Below are 20676 nucleotides of genomic sequence, written 5' to 3'. Positions count from 1 at the left end.
GGTGATGACCCCGCGGGGTCGGTGCTGGAGGAGTGGTTGTGGAACTCGATCTCGCGGGCGCGGAGCTCAAGGCCGTGCTGAACCGGCTGCGCCGGGCGCAGGGCCAGATCTCTGGCGTGATCCGGATGATCGAGGAGGGGCGCGACTGCGAGGAGGTCGTGACCCAGCTGGCCGCCGCCTCGCGGGCGCTGGACCGGGCCGGGTTCGCGATCATCGCGACGGGGCTCCAGCAGTGTCTGGCCGAGATGGAGAACGGGAAGCGGGACGGCGAGGACCCGGACCGGATGCGGGCGCGGCTGGAGAAGCTGTTCCTGTCGCTGGCCTGAGGCGTACGCGGACGCAGGACGAGGACGCAAAACGCAGGACGCAGGACGCAGGACGCAGGACGCAGGACGAGCAGAAAAGCACCCCCGGTGGAATCTCTCCGCCGGGGGTGCTTCGTGTCGTGCTTCGTGTCGTACGGGGGGTCAGTCGACCGCGAGGCCCTTCAGGCGCTTGGCGATCGTGGCGAGGCGGGTGCCCTGGTAGCGGGCGGCGGCCAGGACGTTCTCGGCGGGGGCGCCGTTGGCGCCGGGGTGCGCGGTGCCGTACGGGTTGCCGCCGGCCGCGTAGACGGCCGGGTCGGTGAAGCCGGGGGAGACGATGACCGAGCCCCAGTGGTGGAAGGTGTTGTAGAGGGCGAGCAGCGTGGACTCGTTGCCGCCGTGGACGTTGTGGGCGCTGGTGAAGGCGGTGGCGGGCTTGTCCGCCATGACGCCGCGCTGCCACAGGCCGCCGGTGGTGTCGACGAACTGCTTGAGCTGGGCCGCCACGTTGCCGAAGCGGGTCGGCGAGCCGAGCGCGTACGCGTCCGCCCACTCCAGGTCGTCGAGGGCGGCGACCTCGACGTCGGTGGTGGCGTCGACGTGGGCCCGCCAGGCCGGGTTGGCGTCGATCGCGGCGTCCGGGGCCAGCTCGGGGACGCGGCGGAGGCGCACCTCGGCACCGGCCTTCTCCGCGCCCTCGGCGACGGCCTGGGCGAGCTGGTGGACGGCGCCGGTGGACGAGTAGTAGACGACGGCGACCTTCACGGACATGACGGGCTCCTCGCTGCGTACGACACTCAGGTGGATTGATATCCGGTTAACTGGACACACCTTAAGCGGATAGCAATCCGGATGGCAAGGGAGGCGGGTATGCTCGAAGGACAGGACACCGACGGGCGGGGGCGCGACGAAGGGCAGGGCAGGCCGATGAGCAGCACGAGGACACCGGGGACCGGCGACGGGTCCGCACCGCTGCTCACCGTGCTCCCGACCGCGCCCGGCACCGGCCCGGCGCCCGCCCCCGAGCGCGCCGACGCCGCCCGCAACCGGCGCAAGATCCTCGACGCCGCCGGCCGGATCGTCGCCGAGAAGGGCCCCGACGCGGTCACCATGAACCAGGTCGCCCACGCCAGCGGCATCGGCGTCGGCACCGTCTACCGCCGCTTCGGCGACGTCTCGCAGCTGCTGTGGGCGCTCCTGGACGACCGCGAGCGCCGGTTCCAGGAGGCGTACATGAGCGGTCCGCCGCCGCTCGGGCCCGGCGCCCCCGCCGAGGAACGGCTCGACGCCTTCCTCGACGCGCTGGTCGACCGGGTCGCCGAGCAGCGCGCCATCCTGCTCGCCGCGCACTCCGCCGCGCCCCGCGCCCGCTACCACAGCGGCGCCTACCAGGTCATGCACACGCACGCGGCGATGCTGGTCTCCCGGCTGCGGCCCGACGCCGACGCCGCCCTGCTCGCCCATCTCGTCCTCGCGCCGTTCGCGCCGGACCTGCTGCACCACCTCGCGGTGGAGCAGGCGCTCCCGGCGGACCGGATCAAGGCGGGCGTACGGGAGCTGCTGACCCTCCGGGCCTGAGCGGGCGGGCCGTCCGCCCCTCGAAACGCCCTGGACCCCGGCCCCGGCCGCACTCCACGATGCGGCCCATGACCGCACCGAAGACCTTCCTCATCCTGCACGGCTTCCAGAACCACCGGCCCGTCGGCCACTGGCAGCACTGGCTCGCCGGCGAGCTGCGCGCCCGGGGCCACGAGGTCCGCTACCCGCAGCTGCCCGAGGCGGACGCGCCCGTCCTGGACGACTGGCTGGACGCCCTGGAGGAGCACGGCAAGCGCCCGGCCGAGGGCGAGTTCGTCGTCCTCGCGCACAGCCTCGCCGTGCTGCTCTGGCTGCGGGCGGGCGCGCGCCGGCCCGACGCCGACCGGGTGCTGCTCGTCGCCCCGCCCTCCCCCGGCGTCACCGCCGGCATCCCGGAGATCGCCGCCTTCGCCGACGGCCTCGACCTCGCCGAGGAGGGCGTACGGGCCCGGCTCGTGTACGGGGACGGCGACGCGTACTGCCCCGAGGGCGCCGGCCGTCACTACGGCACCCCCCTCGGCCTCGACACCGACCTGGTGCCGGGCGGCGGCCACCTCACCCCCGACAGCGGGCTCGGCCCCTGGCCGGCCGTGCTGCGCTGGTGCGAAAACCCGGAGACCCGGATCACCGGCACCGAGTAACGTCGGCCGGATGCGATCCGAGACCCCGCCCCCGGCCCCGTACGCCTCCGGTCTGCTCGACGTCGGCGACGGCAACCGCGTCCACTACGAGGTCCACGGCAATCCGGCGGGCAAGCCCGCGCTCGTCGTGCACGGCGGGCCGGGCTCCGGGTCCTCCCCGACCGCGCCCCGGCTGTTCGACCCGGAGAAGTACCGGGTCGTCCAGTTCGACCAGCGCGGCTGCGGGCGCTCGCTCCCGCACGCGAGCGACCCGGCCGCCGACCTCTCCGTGAACACCACCGCCCACCTGGTGGCCGACATGGAGCGGCTCCGCGTCCACCTGGGCATCGACCGCTGGCTGCTGTACGGCGGCTCCTGGGGCTCGACGCTGATCCTGGCGTACGCGGAGGCGCACCCCGAGCGGGTCAGCGAGATCGTCATCACCGCCGTCACCACCACCCGCCGCTCCGAGACGGCCTGGCTGTACGAGGGCGTCGCCCGTTACTTCCCCGAGGCGCACGAGCGGTTCCGGGCCGGGGTGGACCACGCGGAGGACCTGGTGGGGGCCTACGCGGCCCGGATGAACCACCCCGACCGGGCCGTCCGGGAGAAGGCGGCGGCCGACTGGTGCGCCTGGGAGGACGCCGTCCTGTCCGGGGAGGGCATGGGGACCCCGTACACCGACCGGGTCGACGACGCCCGGCTCGGCTTCGTCCGGATCTGCTCCCACTACTTCGCCCACGGCGCCTTCCTGGAGGAGGGCGCCCTGATCAGGGACGCGCACCGGCTGGCCGGCATCCCCGGCGTGCTGGTGCACGGGCGGGCGGACATGGGCGGGCCGCTCGTCACCGCCTGGGAGCTCGCCCGGGCCTGGCCGGACGCCGAGCTCCACGTGGTGGAACAGGCCGGTCACCTCGGCGGGGGCGAGAGCCGACGGCTGGTCGTCGAGGCCCTGGAGCGCTTCGCGGACACGTGAGCCCGGGTGATCCCGCCGGGCGGCCCCGGCCGCCCGGCGGGATCATCGGAACATGAGCCCCGAGATCCACCTCGCCCAGCAGCCCGACGCCGACGCGCTCCTCGGCCGGTCCCCGCTCGCCGCGCTCGTCGGCATGCTGCTCGACCAGCAGGTCCCGATGGAATGGGCCTTCTCCGGCCCGCACACGATCGCCGTCCGCCTGGGGCGGGAGGACCTGGACGCGCACGAGATCGCCGCGGCGGACCCCGAGGCGTTCGCCGCGCTGCTCTCCGAGAAGCCGGCCGTGCACCGCTACCCGGGGTCGATGGCCCAGCGGATCCAGCAGCTGTGCGGGTACCTCGTCGAGGAGTACGACGGCGACGCCGAGGCCGTCTGGCGGACCGCCGCCACCGGCAAGGAGCTGCTCGCCCGGCTCCAGGACCTGCCCGGCTTCGGGAAGCAGAAGGCGCAGATCTTCCTCGCCCTCCTCGGCAAGCAGTACGGCGTCCACCCCGAGGGCTGGCGGGAGGCGGCGGGCCCGTACGGCGAGGAGGGCGCCCACCGCTCGGCCGCCGACATCACCGGCCCGGAATCGCTCGCCAAGGTCCGCGCCCACAAGCAGGAGATGAAGGCCGCCGCCAGAGCAGCGAAAGCGGCGAAACCCGCCAAGGACCGCAAACCGTCCGGGAACTGAGAATTCCAGATGTCAATCCTGTTCGACGTGACAGGAATTGTGCCGAACGTGTTCACAGAAGGCCCTCAAGGTGGCTAACTTCCCCTCAACCTCGTCCCCCTCGGGAAGGACTTCTGTGAACGCATCGCAGCGTCGCGCCGCGGCCATCCTCGCCGCGGCGGCCCTCGCCGCCCCCCTGGTCCTCGCCTCGCCGGCCACCGCCGTCAAGGACCCCGCCGCCGCGCCCGCCCGGGACGCGGCGAAGCTGGCGAAGAAGCTGGTCCGGGAGACCACCGGCCAGGACGCCTTCAAGCACCTGCAGAAGTTCCAGGCGATAGCCGACTCGGCCGGCGGCAACCGCGCGGCCGGCACCCTCGGCCACGACGCCTCGGCCGCGTACGTCTACACGCAGCTCAAGAAGGCCGGATACGACGTCTCGTACGAGAAGTTCGACTTCATCTACACCGAGACGCTCGCCGAGAAGGCGTCCGTCCTCGGCGCCGCGCCCCGCGCCCTCGACATCAAGGCGATGACCTACACCAAGTCCACCCCGGTCGGCGGCATCACCGCCGAGCTGGCGGCCGTCCCCGTGGACGCCGACGGCACCACCGGATGCGAGCCGGGCGACTTCGCCGCCGGCGCCTTCACCGGGAAGATCGCCCTGATCAAGCGCGGCGGCTGCAGCTTCGCGATCAAGCAGCAGAACGCGGGGGCGGCCGGCGCGGCCGGCGCGATCGTCTACAACAACGTCGCGGGCGCGCTCTCCGGCACCCTGAGCGACCCGGCCAACGGGGCGGTCCCGACCGGTGGCATCAGCCTCGCCGAGGGCGAGAAGCTGGCCGCGGACCTCGCCAAGGGGCCGGTGAACCTCTCCTTCGAGATCCGCCAGCTCCAGGAGAAGCGTTCCACCAACAACGTCATCGCGGAGACCCGGGGCGGCAACGCCGCCAACACCGTGATGCTCGGCTCGCACCTCGACTCCGTCACCGCCGGCCCCGGCATCAACGACAACGGCTCCGGCTCCGCCGGCCTCCTGCAGACCGCCCTGGAGCTCGCCGAGTCGAAGGCCAAGGTCCGCAACAAGGTCCGCTTCGCCTGGTGGTCCGCGGAGGAGAACGGCCTCCTCGGCTCCGAGCACTACGTCGCCAACCTGACGGAGCTCGACAAGAAGGAGATCAAGCTCTACCTCAACTTCGACATGATCGCCTCGCCGAACTACGGCCTGTTCGTGTACGACGGCGACAACTCGGACAACGTCGGCGCGGGCGCCGGCCCCGAGGGCTCCGCCCAGCTGGAGCGCGACATCACCGACTTCATGGACAAGCAGGGGCTCCCGCACGAGGGCACCGACTTCACCGGCCGCTCCGACTACGGCCCGTTCATCGAGGTCGGCATCCCCTCCGGCGGCACGTTCACCGGCGCCGAGGGCATCAAGACCGCCGAACAGGCCGCCAAGTTCGGCGGTGAGGCCGGGGTCGCGTACGACGTGAACTACCACGCGGCCGGCGACGACATCGACAACGTCAACATGACGGCCTTCGACGCCAACATCGACGTCATCGCCAACGCCGTCGGCACCTACGCCCACGACATCTCCTCGCTGCGCAAGCCGGTCGTCTCGGTCCCGACCGAGGGCGACGCGGGCAGCGGCGGCGGCCTGCACGACGACCACCACGAGGTCACCGAGTAGACCCCGGTCACCTGCGGCGGCGGGCCGTCCCGAAGATCGAGCGGCCGATCTCCCGGCCCAGCTGGGTGCCGATCGACCGGGCGAGGGACGTGAACATCCCGCTGCCGACGACCTGTTCGACGAGCGAGGGCTCCTCTTCGGGGGCCCTCGCCCGGGTCGTTCTCCCGGCCGCCTTCGCCTCCGCCGCCCGGACCGCCTCCGCCGCCCGGGCCTCCTCGTCCGCGGACAGCCGCTCGTACGCCGACTCCCGGTCCACCGCCCGCGCGTACCGCCCGTACAGCGGCGAGCCCTCGACCGCCGCGTCCAGCGCGGCCGCGTCGACCGGCCCCATCAGCGACTCAGGCGCCCGCAGCCGGGTCGCCGCCACCGGGGTCGGCGCTCCCCGCTCGCCCAGTACGGTGACCACCGCCTCGCCCGTGCCGAGCGTGGTCAGCACCTCCGCCAGGTCGTACGCCGACTCCGGGAAGGTCCGCACCGTCGCCTTCAGGGCCTTGGCGTCGTCCGGGGTGAAGGCGCGCAGCGCGTGCTGGACCCGGCTGCCGAGCTGGGCGAGGACGTCCGCGGGCACGTCCTTCGGGGTCTGGGTCACGAAGAAGACGCCGACGCCCTTGGAGCGGATCAGCCGGACCGTCTGCGTGATCGACTCCAGGAACGCCTTCGAGGCCCCCGTGAAGAGGAGGTGGGCCTCGTCGAAGAAGAAGACCAGCTTCGGCTTCTCCGGGTCGCCGACCTCCGGCAGGTCGTGGAAGAGGTCCGCGAGCAGCCACATCAGGAAGGTCGAGAAGAGCTGCGGCCGCTCCCGCACCGCCGGCAGCTCCAGGACCGAGACGATCCCCCGCCCGTCCTCGGCGGTCCGCAGGAACTCCGCGGTGTCGAACTCGGGCTCCCCGAAGAAGCCGGCCGCGCCCTGCTGCTCGAAGGCGGTCAGGGCGCGCAGGATCACCCCGGCGGTCGCCGTGGACAGACCGCCGATCCCCTTCAGTTCGGGCTTGCCGACGTCCGAGACGAGGAAGGCGACCACCGCCCGCAGGTCCTTCAGGTCCACCAGCTCCAGGCCCTTGGCGTCGGCGTAGTGGAAGATCAGGCCGAGCGACTGCTCCTGGGTCCGGTTCAGCTGGAGCACCCTGGAGAGCAGCACCGGGCCGAAGCTGGTGACCGTGGCGCGGACGGGGATGCCGGGGCCGGTGCCGCCGAGGCCGTAGAACGCGCAGGGGAAGCCGGTGGGGGTCCACTCCTGGCCGGTCTGCGCGGCCCGCTCCCGCACCTTCCCGCCGTCCTCGCCGGGGGCGGAGAGGCCGGAGACGTCGCCCTTGACGTCGGCGAGGAAGACCGGGACGCCGTGGGCGGAGAGCTGTTCGGCGATCAGCTGGAGGGTCTTGGTCTTGCCGGTGCCGGTGGCGCCCGCGACGAGCCCGTGCCGGTTGAGGACGGCCAGCGGGATCCGTACCGGCGCGTCCGGGTGACAGACGCCGTCCCAGAGCGCCGCCCCCAGATCGAGGGCTTCTCCCCCGAAGGCGTACCCGGCGGCGATCTCCGCGACCGGGCCGGGGAGCGCGGGCGCGGACACCGGCGGCTCCGGGGTCGTCGGCTGCTGCTCCGTCTCGGCCATGCGGCACCCCAATGTCGCTTATGTCACGGTCTGCACCAGCATCCCATCGGTTCCGCGTGGCTGCGCCGGGAGCCGCTCGCCCGGTAGGCTTTCCGTGTGATCTTCAAGCGCATCGGAAACGGCCGGCCGTATCCCGACCACGGCCGGGAAAGCACCCGGCAGTGGGCGGACGTCGCCCCGCGCCCGGTCCGCCTCGACCAGCTCGTCACCACCAAGGGCCAGCTGGACCTGGAGACCCTGCTCGCCGAGGACTCCACCTTCTACGGCGACCTCTTCGCGCACGTCGTGAAGTGGCAGGGCGACCTGTACCTCGAGGACGGACTGCACCGCGCCGTCCGCGCGGCCCTCCAGCAGCGCCAGGTGCTCCACGCCCGCGTGCTGGAACTGGACTGACCCCACCGCCGGGACCTCGCGCGCTGATCCTTTCGGGGGCAGTTCGCGCCCATCCGGCCGCGATCACATGATCATCAAGTAGGCATCGCGCACGGGCGGCATTACGCTGCGCCCATGAGCATGCTCACTCCCCCCGGCATGGGCGGAAAGTACCGCATCACGGGGGATGTCTACCCGCGCATGCGCCGACCCCACCGCCGGCGCAGGATCGTCCTGGCCTCCGCCGCCGCCGTGGTCGTGCTCGGCGCGGCCGGCTGGGGCACGCTCCAGCTCGTCGACGTCTTCACCGGCGACGACGGGACGAAGAAGACCACCGCCGGCCGGCAGACCGACTGCAAGCCCGCGCCCACCCCCAGCGCCGCCGCCGCCAAGCCGCCGAAGCCCGCCCAGGTCACGGTCAACGTCTACAACGCGACCCCGCGCAGCGGACTCGCCAAGACCACCGCCGACGAGCTCAAGAAGCGCGGCTTCGTCATCGGCAAGATCGGCAACGCGCCCGCCGCCTACGACAAGAAGGTGAAGGGCTCCGGGCTGCTGCTCGGCGCCCCCGCCGCCGCCAAGGGCGCCTTCGCCGTCCTCGGCACCCAGCTCGCGGGCACCACGACGAAGGTCGACGCCCGCACCACGGCGGACGTCGACCTGATCATCGGTACGGCGTTCAAGACCCTGTCGCCCAAGGCGACGGCGGACGCGGCGCTGGCGGCCCTGAACAAGCCCAAGCCCGCGCCGGCCCGCTGCTGACCCCTTCCGGGAGCTACTCGGCGGCGCCGTACATGCGGTCGCCGGCGTCGCCCAGGCCCGGGACGATGTAGCCGTGCTCGTTGAGCCGCTCGTCGACCGAGGCCGTCACGACCGTCACCGGCGTGCCCGCCAGCTCGCGCTCCATGACCTCGACGCCCTCCGGGGCGGCGAGGAGCACCACGGCCGTCACGTCGTCCGCGCCGCGCCGGATCAGCTCCTGGATCGCCGCGACCAGCGTGCCGCCGGTCGCCAGCATCGGGTCGAGCACGTACACCTGGCGGCCCGAGAGGTCCTCCGGCATCCGGGTGGCGTAGGTCGACGCCTCCAGCGTCTCCTCGTTCCGGATCATGCCCAGGAAGCCGACCTCGGCCGTCGGGAGCAGCCGCACCATGCCGTCCAGCATGCCGAGCCCGGCGCGCAGGATCGGGACGACCAGCGGACGCGGGTACGACAGCTTCACGCCGGTCGTCGGCGTGACGGGGGTCTCGATGTCGACCTGCTCGGTCCGCACGTCCCGGGTCGCCTCGTAGGCGAGCAGGGTGACCAGCTCGTCGGCGAGCCGGCGGAAGGTCGGGGAGTCCGTGCGCTTGTCGCGCAGGGTGGTGAGCTTGTGGGCGACCAGCGGGTGATCGACGACGTGGAGACGCATGACCCAACAGTAGCCCGCCGCGCACTGGCACCGACCCACACCGCTGCGGCAAGGTGGACGCACAGGGACCCAGCGATGGGGTGGTGTGGCCGATGCCCGACCCGCAGAACACATCCGGCCAGGTCCGGGGCGACACGGAGCCCCGGGAGCCGGAGACACAGCCGGAGACCGACGCGGAGCGCCGCAGGCGCCGCGCCCAGTTCCTCCGCGAGCTCGGCGAGGCCAAGGCGCTGCGCGACCGGGTGCAGCCGCGGCGCGCCCGGGCGGCCCGGATGAGACAGGCCATGCGCATGCGCACCTTCCGTTGGTGAGGGCCCCGGCCACGGCCGACGCGCTCCCTCCGTGCGCCGGGGTCGCACGCCCACCCGAACGCGGTGTGGTTCAGACTGATGCACGACGCAAGAGCCGAAGACCTCTCCTGAGGCCGTCGTTTCTGTCACGATGCCGATTGGGCGGGGCTCAGGAGCGCGCCGCCGGATCATCACACCTCTGATCAGTGGGAGAGTCAGGTGTACTTCGCCGCACTGCTCGCGCGCACCGAAGACGGGTGGGAAGCGAGCGATACGGAGCTCGACGACGTGGAGACGCTGGCGGACCTGGCCGATCTGGCCCGCGAGGCGGCGGCCGACGAGGGGGAGACCGTCCTCGTCTTCATCGAGCAGGAGGACGCGTGGTTCGGCATCGTCCGCGTCGACGGGGAGGACGACCCGCGGGTCTACGTCTCCGACGCGGCGGCCGCGGCCCGCTCCTCGTACGGGGAGATCCTCACCTCGGAACTGCTCGGCGACGACGACCCGGACAGCGAGCTCGACGAACTGGTGAACCTGGACGGCACCGAGGACGGTGAGCCGGAGCACGCGGCCGACGAGGACGAGGACGCCGCCGCGGGCAGCGCCGGCATCGCGCCGGCCGGTCCGCTCGGCGAGGGCCGGATCCTCGCCGACCTCGGCATGCCGGAGCGGACCCTGCTCGCCGTGACCGACGACGCCCTGGGGGAGATCGCCGACGCCATCGGCGCCTCCGACATCCTGGAGGCCGTCCGCTAGTGCAGGCCGCGGTACCCGGCCCCGTGCCGGAGCTCTGGCGGGACGCCATGCGCCTCGCCCTCGCCGAGGCGGCCGCGGCCGTGCCGGCCGGTGACGTACCGGTCGGCGCGGTCGTGCTCTCCCCCGTCGGCGAGGTCCTCTCCCGGGGGCACAACGAGCGGGAGGCGACCGGCGATCCGACGGCCCACGCGGAGGTCCTGGCGCTGCGCCGGGCCGCCGCCGCCACCGGCGAGTGGCGGCTGACCGGCTGCACCCTCGTGGTGACCCTGGAGCCCTGTGTGATGTGCGCGGGCGCCCTGGTCCAGTCGCGGGTCGAGCGGGTCGTCTACGGCGCCGACGACGAGAAGGCGGGCGCCGCCGGCTCCCTCTGGGACCTGGTCCGCGACCGCCGGCTCAACCACCGCCCGGAGGTCGTCCGGGGCGTCCTCGGCGAGGAGTGCGCCGAGCAGCTCACCGGCTTCTTCCGGACCCGCTGACCCCCGCCGTGACCTGCGCGGGGATACGGATTTCTTCGCTGGGCCGGTTTGGGCTAAGCTCTCTCTCGGTAGCGTGTCCGAGCGGCCGAAGGAGCTCGCCTCGAAAGCGAGTGTGGCGCAAGTCACCGAGGGTTCAAATCCCTCCGCTACCGCTGAAGACGCCCCTCCCGCCAGGCAACTGGCCGGAGGGGCGTTCTGCATGTCGGACGCGGTGCGCGGGGGTCAGTAGTAGGCGCGCATGATCTCGGTGGCCCACTCCGGCTGGGTGGTGGCGCCGCGCGGGCCGAACTCGGCCATGTAGGGCTTGATGTCGAGCACGGGCGTGCCGTCGACCGCGTCCAGGCCCTCCACGTGGACGTCACGCCCCTCGACGCGCAGCAGCCGGCAGCGGGAGACGCCGAGCCGGTTGGGGCGGTTCTTGCCGCGCTGGGCGAAGATGCCGACGAGCGGCCAGTCGGTGTTGCCGCGCGGATGCCGCGCGCCGGTCTCCACCTTCTCCGCCGGCACCCGGTCGAAGTGGTAGACGACCTCGACGTGCGAGAAGGAGTCCAGGCCGGCCAGGGCCTCCGGCGCGAAGCGGTCGTCCAGCCGGATCACCGCCGCCACCCCGCCCCACTCGTCGTCCCGGACCTCCGCCCGGCCGCCGACCACCCGGCCGACGGGAGCCGAGACGATCTCCACGGGCGTGCTGCTCTCGGACATGCGCTGCGCCTTTCGCGTGACGGAGACGATCACCGGACACCGTACGCCGGACGGTGGGTGACGTTGCGTCATACGGCGGGGAGGGGGCGCGGGGGAAGAGGACGGGGGGAGCGGCATCGGGGGGACAAGCCGCTCCCCCCGATGAGAACCGGTCCGACAAGTCCTGCGCCGCAGTCAGGGGGGAAGCTCGCGGCGCGGACCCCGCAGTGCGGGCCGGTTCCATGTGCCCCGCGGATTCCTGCCAGATCCGCCGGGCTCGCTCTCCATCCTGCTCCCCCCGCACCCGTCCGGGGGACGGCGAAAGACCCCGAAGCACAGGCCCTTGGTCCATAAAGGCTCGGTTAGAGTGGGCCACCGCCGAGGCCGAAACCCGGCGCCGGGAGGGGGAGGACGGATGTCCCAGGCGAGGAAAGTCGCGGTCTACGCGTTCGGGGTCTTCGTGCTGTACGCGATCATCACGTCCCCGGACCGCTCCGCGGACCTGGTCCAGATAGGCTTCGAGGGCCTTTCCAGCGCCGCCAAGGGTGTCGGAGAGTTCATGACAGAACTCATCAACTAGGAGACCCCAGTGATCCGCCATCTGGTCCTCTTCAAGCTGAACGAGGGCGTCGAGCGCGACGACCCGCGCGTGGTCGCCGGCGTCGAGGCGTTCCGCGCGCTCGGCGGGCAGATCGACGAGCTGCGCTTCTGGGAGTGCGACTGGAACGTGTCGGACCGGCCGATCGCGTACGACTTCGCGATCAACTCGGCCGTCGAGGACCTGGACGCGCTCCAGCGCTACCTCGACCACCCGGCGCACCAGGCCGGGGTCGCCCTGTGGCGCGAGTTCTCCACCTGGGTGATCGCGGACTACCCCTTCTAGCCCCTTCCGCGTCCGTATGTCGCCGAGACCCCCCGCCGTCCGGGCGGGGGGTCTCGCGCGTTGCGGCGCCGCGCGCCCCTGGCCTCCGGTTCTTCCTCCACGATGCCTTCAACACGTGGTTATGCGGTGCTTGCACACAGTGGACATGTCTTGTGATGCTATGACCGCTTTTGACGGATGAGTTCACCGTTTGACCGTAGTTGACCCAGTCGACCAGCTACACCAGCCAAAGGGGTGGCGTGAACGTGCCGGCCAGTACAGCGCCTCAGGTCCCGCCCCAGCACGAGGCGGGCGGCGCCGCGGACACCCCGCGCCCCCGGCCGCAGAGCAGCCGGGGCGCCGACACCCGGGCGCTCACCCAGGTGCTCTTCGGGCAGCTCAAGAACCTGGAGCCGGGCACCCCCGAGCACGACCGGGTGCGCGGGGCGCTCATCGAGGCCAACCTCCCGCTCGTCCGGTACGCGGCGGCCCGCTTCCGCTCGCGCAACGAGCCGATGGAGGACGTCGTCCAGGTCGGCACCATCGGCCTGATCAACGCGATCGACCGCTTCGACCCGGACCGGGGCGTGCAGTTCCCGACCTTCGCCATGCCCACCGTGGTCGGCGAGATCAAGCGGTACTTCCGCGACAACGTCCGCACCGTGCACGTGCCGCGCCGGCTGCACGAGCTGTGGGTGCAGGTGAACGGCGCCACCGAGGACCTGACGACGGCTCACGGCCGCTCCCCCACGACCGCCGAGATCGCCGAGCGGCTGCGGATCGGCGAGGACGAGGTGCTCGCCTGCATCGAGGCCGGACGGTCGTACCACGCCACCTCCCTGGAGGCGGCGCAGGAGGGCGACGGGCTGCCCGGGCTGCTCGACCGGCTCGGCTACGAGGACCCGGCGCTGGCCGGCGTGGAGCACCGCGACCTGGTCCGGCACCTGCTCGTCCAGCTGCCCGAACGCGAGCAGCGGATCCTGATGCTGCGCTACTACAGCAACTTGACGCAGTCTCAGATCAGCCAGGAGCTCGGGGTCTCGCAGATGCACGTGTCAAGGCTCCTCGCCCGAAGCTTCGCCCGCCTGAGATCCGCAAACAGAATCGAGGCATGACCGGATCGGGTAGACCGGTTCGGAGGAGTTCCCTGGCGCCCCAATTGCCGTACACCCCTTGTTTCCTGCGGATATGCGGCCTCTCCTTGTCGACAAGTCACTACAGCGTGTTGCCGACATGTGACATTCTGCTGGGGACGCGTTTGCCGCAGCCCCACGGCCGGTATTCAGGTGGAAGCTGCGTTCCTCCGATGGTCGCGGCCCACCGCGACCGTCCGCGACCTCTAGGGGGTGGCATGTCCGCAGATCAGGGCAGCTCGAAGGTGCTCACGCTCACGCCCGTCCCGGTCCACGTGCCCGAGCCCGTGCCCGTGCCCACGCAGACGACGGCGCCGACCGCGGCCGAGAGCGGGGCACTGCCCGCTCCGGAGCCCGCCGTCGCGCCGGCGGCGCTCGACACCCGCACCCTCTCCCGCTCCCTGTTCCTGCGGCTGCGGGCACTGGACGCCGAGGGCGCGGGGGCGGACAGCCCGGAGCGGACCTACGTCCGCGACACCCTCATCGAGCTGAACCTCCCGCTCGTGCGGTACGCGGCGGCCCGCTTCCGCTCGCGCAACGAGCCGATGGAGGACATCGTCCAGGTCGGCACCATCGGCCTGATCAAGGCGATCGACCGCTTCGACTGCGAACGGGGCGTGGAGTTCCCGACGTTCGCGATGCCGACGGTCGTCGGCGAGATCAAGCGCTTCTTCCGCGACACCTCGTGGTCGGTGCGGGTGCCGCGCCGGCTCCAGGAGCTGCGGCTCGCGCTCACCAAGGCCAGCGACGAGCTCGCGCAGAAGCTGGACCGCTCGCCGACCGTGCCCGAACTCGCCGCGGTGCTCGGGGTGTCGGAGGAGGACGTCGTCGACGGCCTCGCGGTGGGCAACGCGTACACGGCCTCCTCGCTCGACTCGCCGTCCCCGGAGGACGACGGCGGCGAGGGCTCCCTCGCGGACCGCCTCGGCTACGAGGACGCGGCTCTGGAAGGCGTCGAGTACCGCGAGTCGCTGAAGCCGCTGCTCGCCAAACTCCCGCCCCGGGAGCGGCAGATCATCATGCTCCGCTTCTTCGCGAACATGACCCAGTCGCAGATCGGCGAGGAGGTCGGCATCTCGCAGATGCACGTCTCGCGGCTGCTCACCCGCACGCTCGCCCAGCTCCGCGAGGGCCTGATCTCGGACTGACTTCCGCAAAGCCGCCCCCTGGTGACAGACCGTCAGCCACACTGGGGCGCATGAGGCGCAGGAAGCAGCCGGTACTCGTGGCGGTGGCGCTCTGCCTCGGCGGAGCGCTCACCGCATGCGGAGGCGGAGGAGACGGCGAGGGGTTCACGGCGGTCGGCGCCGGTCCCTCGCCGGGCGGCGCCGTCGGCCCCTCGGGCGCGGTCACCCTGGTCCCGCTGGAGAGCCCCACGGCGAGCGGCATCACCTCCAGCACCTCCTCCCCACCCCCGGCCCCCGCGTCGGAACCCCCGCCGGGCGCCTCACCGACGCCCACCACCGGTTCGGGAGCCGCGTCCGCACGCCCGAGCGCCACGGGCCGGGCCGACGGTTCCGGAGGGGGTACGGAGTCGGGCGCGCCGCCCGGCGGTGGCTCTTCCGGCGGCGGTGGTTCCGGCGGCGGTGGTTCCGGCGGCGGCTCGCCCTCCGGCGGCCCCGCGCCCGGCGCGACGACGCCCCCGCCGCGTACCCCGGTCCCCACCCCGGCGCCCACCACCTCCTCGCCCCGGCCGACCACGGCCACGCCGCCGCCCGGGCCGGCCGTGCTGACCGTCTCCGAGCCGGTCACCGCCGACGCCGACGAGCGCTGGTGCGAGCGGGTCACGGTGACCTTCCGGAACACCGGCGGCTCCCCCGCCGCCTCCGGCACCGCCACCTTCGAGACCCATGTCATCGGCGCGCTCGGCATCGACTGGGGCACGGTCACCACCAGCCAGCCGCTGCCGGCCCCGATCGCCGCCGGGGCGGCGCGGACGCGGACGTACACGGTGTGCGTGGAGTCCTGGCGGGTGCCGCTGGGCATGCGCGTCGACACCCGCGAGGTGACCGCTACCTGGCGGTGAGCCCGTACCCCCACCCCGGCCCCGGCCTCCGGCGCTGGACGCCGTACAGGGGTGAACGACGGAGGGGGCCGGTTCCGTACGGGTACGGAACCGGCCCCCTCCGTCGTTCCGGGGGACAGCGGGTCAGGCGACGGCGAGCCAGACGACCGCCGCCACCACCGCGATCCCGGCGATCACGGCGGCGATCACGCCGACGCGCGGGCCGCCCTGGACCGCCACCTGCTGCGGCTGGTGCTGCTGGGGGGTGCCCTCGTCGACGAAGGCGCGGAACATCTGGGTGCTGCCGGCGGGGTCGTAGCCCTCGGGGCCCTGGGCGCCCTGGCCGTACGGTGCTTGCGGGTTGTGTGCCATGGGCCAGGACCCTAGCGAAAGCGGGGTGACGGGCCCAAGCCCTGGCACCCCGCCTCCCCCGAGCCTCCCCCGCGCCTCCCCTTTGCCGATTCTTTAGCGCCGTTTGACCGATTTAGTTTGCCTGGAGCAACCATCCATCTCTATGGTTGCCCTAAGCAACAAGTTGGAAGGGGTCCGCCGTGGAACCGAGCAGCCGCTACGAGGACCTCGCCCGCGCCATCAGCGCCTTCGGCGCCGTGAAGCGCGGCCTCGCCCGGGTCCTGCCCGGCGACTGCCAGGGCGGCTCCGCCGCCGTGCTCGCCCTGCTCAAGCACCACGGGTCCATGCGGACGAGTCGGCTGGCCGAGCTCATGGCCGTGGACATGTCGGTGTGCAGCCGCCACGCGGCCCACACCGTCTCCCGCGGCTGGGTCGAGCGCCTGCCCGACCCCGGCGACGGCCGCTCCCGCATCCTGCGGCTGACCGACGAGGGCGTCGCGATGCTCGCCGAACTCGACCGGCGGGTGACCGAAGCCTTCGCCCGCCACCTCGCGGAGTGGTCCGACGACGACGTCGCACTGCTCACCACCCTGCTCGCCCGACTCCGCGACTCCTTCGGGGACTGCCGGGCCACCCACGCCTGACCACGCACGCCCGACCACCCACGCCTGACCCACCGCGCACGAGACCGCTCGGCCACGCCCCACCCCGCCCGAGCGCGCCCCGCCCCCCGCGCGGACACGCTGGAAACCAGAGGAACCTCATGGCTACGACCACACCCGACACCGGTGTGCGGAGCGCCCCGGCCGACACCGGAGACACCGCCGCTCCGATGACACACCGTCAGATCATGGAGGCGCTCTCCGGGCTGCTGCTCGGCATGTTCGTCGCCATCCTGTCCTCGACGATCGTCTCCAACGCCCTCCCCCAGATCATCACCGACCTGGAGGGCACCCAGTCCGCCTACACCTGGGTCGTCACCGCGACCCTGCTCGCGATGACCGCCACCACCCCGCTCTGGGGCAAGCTGGCCGACCTCTTCTCCAAGAAGCTGCTCATCCAGATAGCCCTGACCATCTACGTGGCGGGCTCGATCGTCGCCGGCCTCTCCCAGTCCACCGGCATGCTCATCGCCTGCCGCGTCGTGCAGGGCATCGGCGTGGGCGGCCTCACCGCCCTCTCCCAGATCATCCTCGCCGCGATGATCGCCCCCCGTGAGCGCGGCCGTTACAGCGGCTACCTCGGCGCGGTCTTCGCCGTCGCCACCGTCGGCGGCCCGCTGCTCGGCGGCGTCATCACCGACACCGAGTGGCTCGGCTGGCGCTGGTGCTTCTACGTCGGTGTGCCGTTCGCGATCATCGCCCTCTTCGTCCTCCAGAAGACCCTCAAGCTCCCCGTCGTGAAGCGCGAGGTCAGGGTCGACTGGGCCGGCGCCTTCTTCATCAGCGCCGCCGTCTCGCTGCTCCTCATCTGGGTCACCTTCGCCGGCGACAAGTACGACTGGGTGTCCTGGCAGACCGGCGTCATGGTGGCCGGTTCGGTGCTGCTCGGCGCGCTCTTCGTGCTCGTCGAGTCGAAGGCGTCCGAGCCGATCATCCCGCTGCGCCTCTTCCGCAACCGGACCATCACCCTGGCCTCGCTCGCCTCGCTCTTCGTCGGCGTCGCGATGTTCGCCGGCACGGTCTTCTTCAGCCAGTACTTCCAGCTGGCCCGCAACGAGTCGCCGACGATGTCCGGCGTCCTCACCATCCCGATGATCGCCGGCCTCTTCGTCTCCTCGACGGCCTCCGGCATGATCATCACCAAGACCGGCCGCTGGAAGGCGTGGCTGGTCACCGGCGGCGCGCTCGCCACCGCGGGCCTCGGCCTCCTCGGCACCCTCCGGTACGACACCGAGTACTGGCACATCGCGGTCTTCATGGCGGTCCTCGGCCTCGGCCTCGGCATGATGATGCAGAACCTGGTGCTCTGCACGCAGAACCAGGTGGCCCCCGCCGACCTCGGCGCCGCCTCCTCCGTCGTCACCTTCTTCCGCTCCCTCGGCGGCGCGATCGGCGTCTCGGCGCTCGGCGCGGTCATGGCCCACCGGGTCACCGACTACGTCAAGGAGGGCGTGGCCGAGCTCGGCCCGAAGGCCGCGGCGGCGATGGGCCAGGGCGGCAGCGGGAGCACCATCCCCGACATGGACAAGCTGCCCGCCCCGATCCGCACGGTCATGGAGAGCGCGTACGGGCACGGCGTCGGCGACGTCTTCCTCTACGCGGCGCCGTTCGCGCTGCTCGCCTTCCTGGTGACGCTCTTCATCAAGGAGGTCGCGCTGAAGAGCAACACCGTCACGGCGGACGACGCCTGAGAGGACTCCCGGCCGCGCTTCGAGCGGAGGCGCGGCCGGGTCGGAACGGAGCGGCGGGCAGGGGACGGCCCGCCGCTCCGTCATGTTCCGGGGGTCTACCCGTCCTTCCGGGCCTCGGGAGCCTCGCGGGTCTCGTGGGTCTCGTGGGTCTCGTGGGTCTCGTGGGTCTCGCGGGTCTCGCGGGTCTCGCGGGCCACCATCGCCTCGATGCCGGCGACCAGGATGTCGAGGGCGTAGGCGAAGTCCCGTTCCCAGATGGTGCTGACGGAGCCGTGCGAGGCCCGCTCGTCGAGGATCTCCGTCATCGGCTCCAGCACCTCGCGGAACTGCGGGTCCTCGCGGAAGGCGGCGACGGAATCGGTGTAGAAGGCGTCCTGCGTCATGCCCGCCTCGGCCGCCCGCCGCTCGAACTGCGACTCGATCGTCCCGTAGCCGTACACGAACTGGAAGACCGCCGACATCGCGCCCGGCTGGCCGCTCAGCGGCAGCCCGGTCTCCCGGATCGCCTCCTGGATCTTCGCGCCGACGGCGATCGCGTGCGGCCCGATGTTCAGGTACTGGCCCGCGCACGGCGACATCCACGGGTGGCGGACCAGCATCCGGCGGTAGTGCAGGGCGAGCGTCCGGATCCGCTCCCGCCAGTCGGCCCCCGCGGCGACCGCGTCCAGGTCGATCTCCCCGTACACGGTGTCGATCGCGTACTCGATGATGTCGTCCTTGGTGTCCACGTACCAGTACAGGGACATCGCCGTGACGCCGAGCTCGGCCGCGAGCCGCCGCATCGACAGCTTGGCGAGCCCGTCCCGGTCGAGCATCCGCACCGAGGCGGCCACGATCCGGTCGCGGTCGAGCCCGGCGGGGCCGCCGCCGCTGCGGGCGGCCCGCTGCTCCAGCCAGACGCTGGAGCCCGTCGGGTTCCTGGTCCGGTCCGCGGCCTTGACCATGCTCGTCCTCCGTCCGTCGGCGCTCGTGACCATGCTAGGCAGCGACGACGGGCTCGGCCGCCACGGACTGCTCCGCCCGCTCGGCCCGCTTCAGCAGGAAGGCGGCGAGCAGACCGCCGACGAGGACGGCGACCGCGCCGACCAGCTGGCTGGTCTGCAGCCCGGAGGCGAAGGCGTCGGAGATCCGGGCCCGCTCGGCGTCGTCGCCGGCCGCCGCCAGGGCCGCCGGGAGCGAGGTGGCGGTGACGGTGACGAGGGCGGCGAAGCGGGCGTTGAGGACGGCGCCGAGGACCGCGACGCCGAGGCCGTTGCCGAACTCGGCGAGGGTGCCGTTGACGCCCGCGCCGACGCCCGCCTTCTCCGGCGGGATCGCGCTCATGATCGCGTTCGCCATCGCCGGGTTGGAGACCGCGAGGCCGGTGCCCATCAGGACCAGGCCGAGCAGCATGCCCCAGTAGGTGCCGTCCGCGCCGCCGCCGAGCAGGGCGATCGAGGCCAGACCGGCCGCGACCAGCGTCATGCCGACCGTCACGGTGAGCGGGGTGCCGAGCTTCATCACGATCCTCGGGCCGATGCCGCTGAGGTTGAGGACGACGACCGTCAGCGCCAGCGGCGCCATCCGCAGCCCCGCCTCCAGCGGCTCGTACCCGAGCACGAACTGGAGGTGCTGGGTGAGCAGGAACAGCGAGCCGCCCATCCCGAACATCACCAGGATCGCGCCGGCCACCGCGCCCACGAACTTCTGGTTGCGGAAGAAGTGCATGTCGAGCATCGGGTACGGGGTCCGCAGCTCCCACAGCGCGAAGGCGGCGAGCACCACGACGCCGGTCGCGGCCGGGACCAGCACCTCGGTGGAGGTCCAGCCGTGCTCCGGGCCGGTGATGATCGCGTACACGGCGGCGGTCATGCCGATGGTGGAGAGCAGCGCGCCGAGCAGGTCGGGGCGGTCGCCCTGGGGGTTCTTCGACTCGGGGACCAGCTTGAGGACGGCGACCAGGCCGATCACGGCCACCGGGATGTTGATCAGGAAGATCATCCCCCACCAGTAGTGGTCGAGGATCACGCCGCCGATCAGCGGTCCGGCGGCGAAGCCGAGCGAGCTGACGGTGGCCCAGAGCGCGATGGCCTTCACGCGCTCGGAGTCGTCGAAGATCTGCATGACGACGGCGAGCGTGGTGGTCATCAGGAGCGCCCCGCCGACGCCCATGCCCGCGCGGGCGGCGATCAGCTGGCCGGTCGAGTCGGCGAGTCCGGCGGCGAGCGAGCCGAGGCCGAAGAGCGCGAGGCCGACGGCGAGCAGCTTCTTGCGGCCGTAGCGGTCGGCGGCGTTGCCGGCGGTCAGGAGCAGGCCGGACTGGACGAGCGAGTAGGCGTTGATCATCCACTGGATGTCGCTGGTGGAGGCGTGCAGCTCCGTGGTCAGCGAGGGGATGGCGACGCTGAGGACGGTGTTGTCGAGGAGCACGGTGAGCTGGGCGAGACAGATGACGCCGAGGATCAGCCAGCGCTGGGGGTGGCCGCCTGTGGCCGGCGGCGTGGCCGTGGGCGTGGCCGTCATGGACACTCCTTATACGGTGTACGAGGCTGGGACTCGTACACCGTATAGGAGGTC

At 72.3% G+C, this 20676-nt stretch carries 25 protein-coding genes and 1 tRNA gene; 19 read left to right on the top strand and 7 right to left on the bottom strand.

Annotated features, from left to right (window positions below):
• Nucleotides 1-38: 38 nt before the first annotated feature.
• Nucleotides 39-326 carry a metal-sensitive transcriptional regulator gene (locus IF73_RS0103695; RefSeq protein WP_031003350.1) on the top strand — a complete coding sequence of 96 codons (288 nt, stop codon included), beginning with the start codon at nt 39-41 and terminating at the stop codon, nt 324-326.
• Nucleotides 327-467: 141 nt separating this feature from the next.
• Here the strand turns inward: IF73_RS0103695 and wrbA are convergent, their stop codons facing one another.
• Nucleotides 468-1076, bottom strand: a complete 609-nt coding sequence (wrbA, locus tag IF73_RS0103690; RefSeq protein WP_031003348.1) for an NAD(P)H:quinone oxidoreductase — start codon at nt 1074-1076, stop codon at nt 468-470.
• 156 nt (nt 1077-1232) lie between these two features.
• Between wrbA and IF73_RS0103685 the strand changes: the two genes are divergently transcribed.
• The 5 genes from IF73_RS0103685 (at nt 1233) to IF73_RS0103665 (ending at nt 5821) form a co-directional block, all read left to right on the top strand.
• A complete protein-coding gene (locus IF73_RS0103685) occupies nt 1233-1883 on the top strand; it encodes a TetR/AcrR family transcriptional regulator (RefSeq protein WP_031003336.1) in 651 nt (216 codons plus the stop codon).
• Between the two features lie 68 nt (nt 1884-1951).
• Nucleotides 1952-2524 (top strand): RBBP9/YdeN family alpha/beta hydrolase, encoded by a 573-nt coding sequence (locus IF73_RS0103680; protein WP_031003335.1) that lies wholly within the window; start codon nt 1952-1954, stop codon nt 2522-2524.
• A 10-nt stretch (nt 2525-2534) separates the two neighbouring features.
• Complete coding sequence (gene pip, locus IF73_RS0103675; RefSeq protein ID WP_031003334.1) at nt 2535-3479, top strand: prolyl aminopeptidase; 945 nt, start codon at nt 2535-2537, stop codon at nt 3477-3479.
• Between the two features lie 52 nt (nt 3480-3531).
• Complete coding sequence (locus IF73_RS0103670; RefSeq protein WP_031003333.1) at nt 3532-4152, top strand: HhH-GPD-type base excision DNA repair protein; 621 nt, start codon at nt 3532-3534, stop codon at nt 4150-4152.
• A gap of 115 nt (nt 4153-4267) precedes the next feature.
• Nucleotides 4268-5821, top strand: coding sequence for a M28 family metallopeptidase (locus IF73_RS0103665; protein WP_031003332.1), 1554 nt, complete (start codon nt 4268-4270; stop codon nt 5819-5821).
• A gap of 7 nt (nt 5822-5828) precedes the next feature.
• On the opposite strand, the gene IF73_RS0103660 is transcribed toward IF73_RS0103665, so the two are convergent.
• The gene (locus tag IF73_RS0103660; protein WP_031003331.1) at nt 5829-7430 is read right to left on the bottom strand and encodes a helicase HerA-like domain-containing protein; all 1602 of its coding nucleotides are present in this window, start codon (nt 7428-7430) and stop codon (nt 5829-5831) included.
• A gap of 96 nt (nt 7431-7526) precedes the next feature.
• Here IF73_RS0103660 and IF73_RS0103655 point away from each other — a divergent pair, with 96 nt between their 5' ends.
• Both IF73_RS0103655 and IF73_RS0103650 read left to right on the top strand, forming a co-directional pair.
• Complete coding sequence (locus IF73_RS0103655; protein ID WP_003999914.1) at nt 7527-7823, top strand: type II toxin-antitoxin system VapB family antitoxin; 297 nt, start codon at nt 7527-7529, stop codon at nt 7821-7823.
• Nucleotides 7824-7937: 114 nt separating this feature from the next.
• Nucleotides 7938-8564, top strand: coding sequence for a LytR C-terminal domain-containing protein (locus IF73_RS0103650; RefSeq protein WP_037878157.1), 627 nt, complete (start codon nt 7938-7940; stop codon nt 8562-8564).
• Between the two features lie 13 nt (nt 8565-8577).
• Here IF73_RS0103650 and upp read toward each other — a convergent pair whose 3' ends face one another.
• Entirely contained in the window at nt 8578-9213 is a 636-nt protein-coding gene (gene upp / locus IF73_RS0103645) for a uracil phosphoribosyltransferase (RefSeq protein ID WP_031003326.1), read from the bottom strand.
• A 92-nt stretch (nt 9214-9305) separates the two neighbouring features.
• On the opposite strand from upp, the gene IF73_RS0103640 reads away from it, so the two are divergent.
• The 4 genes from IF73_RS0103640 to IF73_RS0103625 all read left to right on the top strand — a co-directional run bounded on the left by IF73_RS0103640 (nt 9306) and on the right by IF73_RS0103625 (nt 10887).
• The gene (locus IF73_RS0103640) at nt 9306-9524 is read left to right on the top strand and encodes a hypothetical protein (protein WP_031003324.1); all 219 of its coding nucleotides are present in this window, start codon (nt 9306-9308) and stop codon (nt 9522-9524) included.
• 198 nt (nt 9525-9722) lie between these two features.
• A complete protein-coding gene (locus IF73_RS0103635) occupies nt 9723-10259 on the top strand; it encodes a hypothetical protein (RefSeq protein WP_031003323.1) in 537 nt (178 codons plus the stop codon).
• A gap of 47 nt (nt 10260-10306) precedes the next feature.
• Complete coding sequence (tadA, locus tag IF73_RS0103630; protein ID WP_031003322.1) at nt 10307-10735, top strand: tRNA adenosine(34) deaminase TadA; 429 nt, start codon at nt 10307-10309, stop codon at nt 10733-10735.
• A 67-nt stretch (nt 10736-10802) separates the two neighbouring features.
• A tRNA-Ser gene (locus IF73_RS0103625) sits at nt 10803-10887 on the top strand.
• Between the two features lie 70 nt (nt 10888-10957).
• Here the strand turns inward: IF73_RS0103625 and IF73_RS0103620 are convergent.
• On the bottom strand, nt 10958-11437 hold the full coding sequence (locus IF73_RS0103620) for an SAM-dependent methyltransferase (RefSeq protein WP_031003321.1): 480 nt from the start codon (nt 11435-11437) through the stop codon (nt 10958-10960).
• Between the two features lie 394 nt (nt 11438-11831).
• On the opposite strand from IF73_RS0103620, the gene IF73_RS41370 reads away from it, so the two are divergent.
• The 5 genes from IF73_RS41370 to IF73_RS0103595 all read left to right on the top strand — a co-directional run bounded on the left by IF73_RS41370 (nt 11832) and on the right by IF73_RS0103595 (nt 15437).
• Nucleotides 11832-11996, top strand: coding sequence for a hypothetical protein (locus IF73_RS41370; protein ID WP_199806607.1), 165 nt, complete (start codon nt 11832-11834; stop codon nt 11994-11996).
• Between the two features lie 9 nt (nt 11997-12005).
• The gene (locus IF73_RS0103610; protein ID WP_031003320.1) at nt 12006-12299 is read left to right on the top strand and encodes a Dabb family protein; all 294 of its coding nucleotides are present in this window, start codon (nt 12006-12008) and stop codon (nt 12297-12299) included.
• Between the two features lie 245 nt (nt 12300-12544).
• Entirely contained in the window at nt 12545-13393 is an 849-nt protein-coding gene (locus tag IF73_RS0103605) for an RNA polymerase sigma factor SigF (protein WP_031003319.1), read from the top strand.
• Between the two features lie 236 nt (nt 13394-13629).
• Nucleotides 13630-14559, top strand: a complete 930-nt coding sequence (locus tag IF73_RS0103600) for an RNA polymerase sigma factor SigF (protein WP_031003318.1) — start codon at nt 13630-13632, stop codon at nt 14557-14559.
• A gap of 50 nt (nt 14560-14609) precedes the next feature.
• A complete protein-coding gene (locus IF73_RS0103595; protein WP_031003317.1) occupies nt 14610-15437 on the top strand; it encodes a hypothetical protein in 828 nt (275 codons plus the stop codon).
• A gap of 123 nt (nt 15438-15560) precedes the next feature.
• On the opposite strand, the gene IF73_RS0103590 is transcribed toward IF73_RS0103595, so the two are convergent.
• Nucleotides 15561-15788, bottom strand: coding sequence for a hypothetical protein (locus IF73_RS0103590; RefSeq protein ID WP_031003315.1), 228 nt, complete (start codon nt 15786-15788; stop codon nt 15561-15563).
• 179 nt (nt 15789-15967) lie between these two features.
• Here IF73_RS0103590 and IF73_RS0103585 point away from each other — a divergent pair, with 179 nt between their 5' ends.
• Nucleotides 15968-16411: a MarR family winged helix-turn-helix transcriptional regulator gene (locus IF73_RS0103585; RefSeq protein WP_031003313.1), complete on the top strand. Its 444-nt coding sequence runs from the start codon at nt 15968-15970 to the stop codon at nt 16409-16411.
• A gap of 119 nt (nt 16412-16530) precedes the next feature.
• Nucleotides 16531-18120 carry an MDR family MFS transporter gene (locus IF73_RS0103580; RefSeq protein WP_037878155.1) on the top strand — a complete coding sequence of 530 codons (1590 nt, stop codon included), beginning with the start codon at nt 16531-16533 and terminating at the stop codon, nt 18118-18120.
• A gap of 95 nt (nt 18121-18215) precedes the next feature.
• Here the strand turns inward: IF73_RS0103580 and IF73_RS0103575 are convergent, their stop codons facing one another.
• Both IF73_RS0103575 and IF73_RS0103570 read right to left on the bottom strand, forming a co-directional pair.
• Nucleotides 18216-19064, bottom strand: a complete 849-nt coding sequence (locus IF73_RS0103575; protein WP_078867924.1) for a TetR/AcrR family transcriptional regulator — start codon at nt 19062-19064, stop codon at nt 18216-18218.
• A 34-nt stretch (nt 19065-19098) separates the two neighbouring features.
• Nucleotides 19099-20622, bottom strand: coding sequence for an MFS transporter (locus tag IF73_RS0103570; protein ID WP_031003308.1), 1524 nt, complete (start codon nt 20620-20622; stop codon nt 19099-19101).
• Nucleotides 20623-20676: the final 54 nt, after the last annotated feature.

Source organism: Streptomyces sp. NRRL F-5727 (assembly GCF_000719555.1).
GTDB lineage: Bacteria > Actinomycetota > Actinomycetes > Streptomycetales > Streptomycetaceae > Streptomyces.
The sequence above is the reverse complement of the archived record's forward strand: the minus strand, read 5'-3'. Positions and strand labels throughout refer to the sequence as shown.

Bases quoted from the DNA above. Each gene is read 5' to 3' on its own strand.
- upp (WP_031003326.1), bottom strand. From the start codon at position 9,213: ATGCGTCTCCACGTCGTCGATCACCCGCTGGTCGCCCACAAGCTCACC.
- IF73_RS0103590 (WP_031003315.1), bottom strand. From the start codon at position 15,788: ATGGCACACAACCCGCAAGCACCGTACGGCCAGGGCGCCCAGGGCCCC.
- wrbA (WP_031003348.1), bottom strand. From the start codon at position 1,076: ATGTCCGTGAAGGTCGCCGTCGTCTACTACTCGTCCACCGGCGCCGTC.
- IF73_RS0103685 (WP_031003336.1), top strand. From the start codon at position 1,233: ATGAGCAGCACGAGGACACCGGGGACCGGCGACGGGTCCGCACCGCTG.
- IF73_RS0103580 (WP_037878155.1), top strand. From the start codon at position 16,531: ATGGCTACGACCACACCCGACACCGGTGTGCGGAGCGCCCCGGCCGAC.
- IF73_RS0103640 (WP_031003324.1), top strand. From the start codon at position 9,306: ATGCCCGACCCGCAGAACACATCCGGCCAGGTCCGGGGCGACACGGAG.
- pip (WP_031003334.1), top strand. From the start codon at position 2,535: ATGCGATCCGAGACCCCGCCCCCGGCCCCGTACGCCTCCGGTCTGCTC.
- IF73_RS0103600 (WP_031003318.1), top strand. From the start codon at position 13,630: ATGTCCGCAGATCAGGGCAGCTCGAAGGTGCTCACGCTCACGCCCGTC.
- tadA (WP_031003322.1), top strand. From the start codon at position 10,307: ATGCGCCTCGCCCTCGCCGAGGCGGCCGCGGCCGTGCCGGCCGGTGAC.
- IF73_RS0103570 (WP_031003308.1), bottom strand. From the start codon at position 20,622: ATGACGGCCACGCCCACGGCCACGCCGCCGGCCACAGGCGGCCACCCC.
- IF73_RS0103650 (WP_037878157.1), top strand. From the start codon at position 7,938: ATGAGCATGCTCACTCCCCCCGGCATGGGCGGAAAGTACCGCATCACG.
- IF73_RS0103670 (WP_031003333.1), top strand. From the start codon at position 3,532: ATGAGCCCCGAGATCCACCTCGCCCAGCAGCCCGACGCCGACGCGCTC.
- IF73_RS0103660 (WP_031003331.1), bottom strand. From the start codon at position 7,430: ATGGCCGAGACGGAGCAGCAGCCGACGACCCCGGAGCCGCCGGTGTCC.
- IF73_RS0103620 (WP_031003321.1), bottom strand. From the start codon at position 11,437: ATGTCCGAGAGCAGCACGCCCGTGGAGATCGTCTCGGCTCCCGTCGGC.
- IF73_RS0103595 (WP_031003317.1), top strand. From the start codon at position 14,610: ATGAGGCGCAGGAAGCAGCCGGTACTCGTGGCGGTGGCGCTCTGCCTC.
- IF73_RS0103575 (WP_078867924.1), bottom strand. From the start codon at position 19,064: ATGGTCAAGGCCGCGGACCGGACCAGGAACCCGACGGGCTCCAGCGTC.
- IF73_RS0103680 (WP_031003335.1), top strand. From the start codon at position 1,952: ATGACCGCACCGAAGACCTTCCTCATCCTGCACGGCTTCCAGAACCAC.
- IF73_RS41370 (WP_199806607.1), top strand. From the start codon at position 11,832: ATGTCCCAGGCGAGGAAAGTCGCGGTCTACGCGTTCGGGGTCTTCGTG.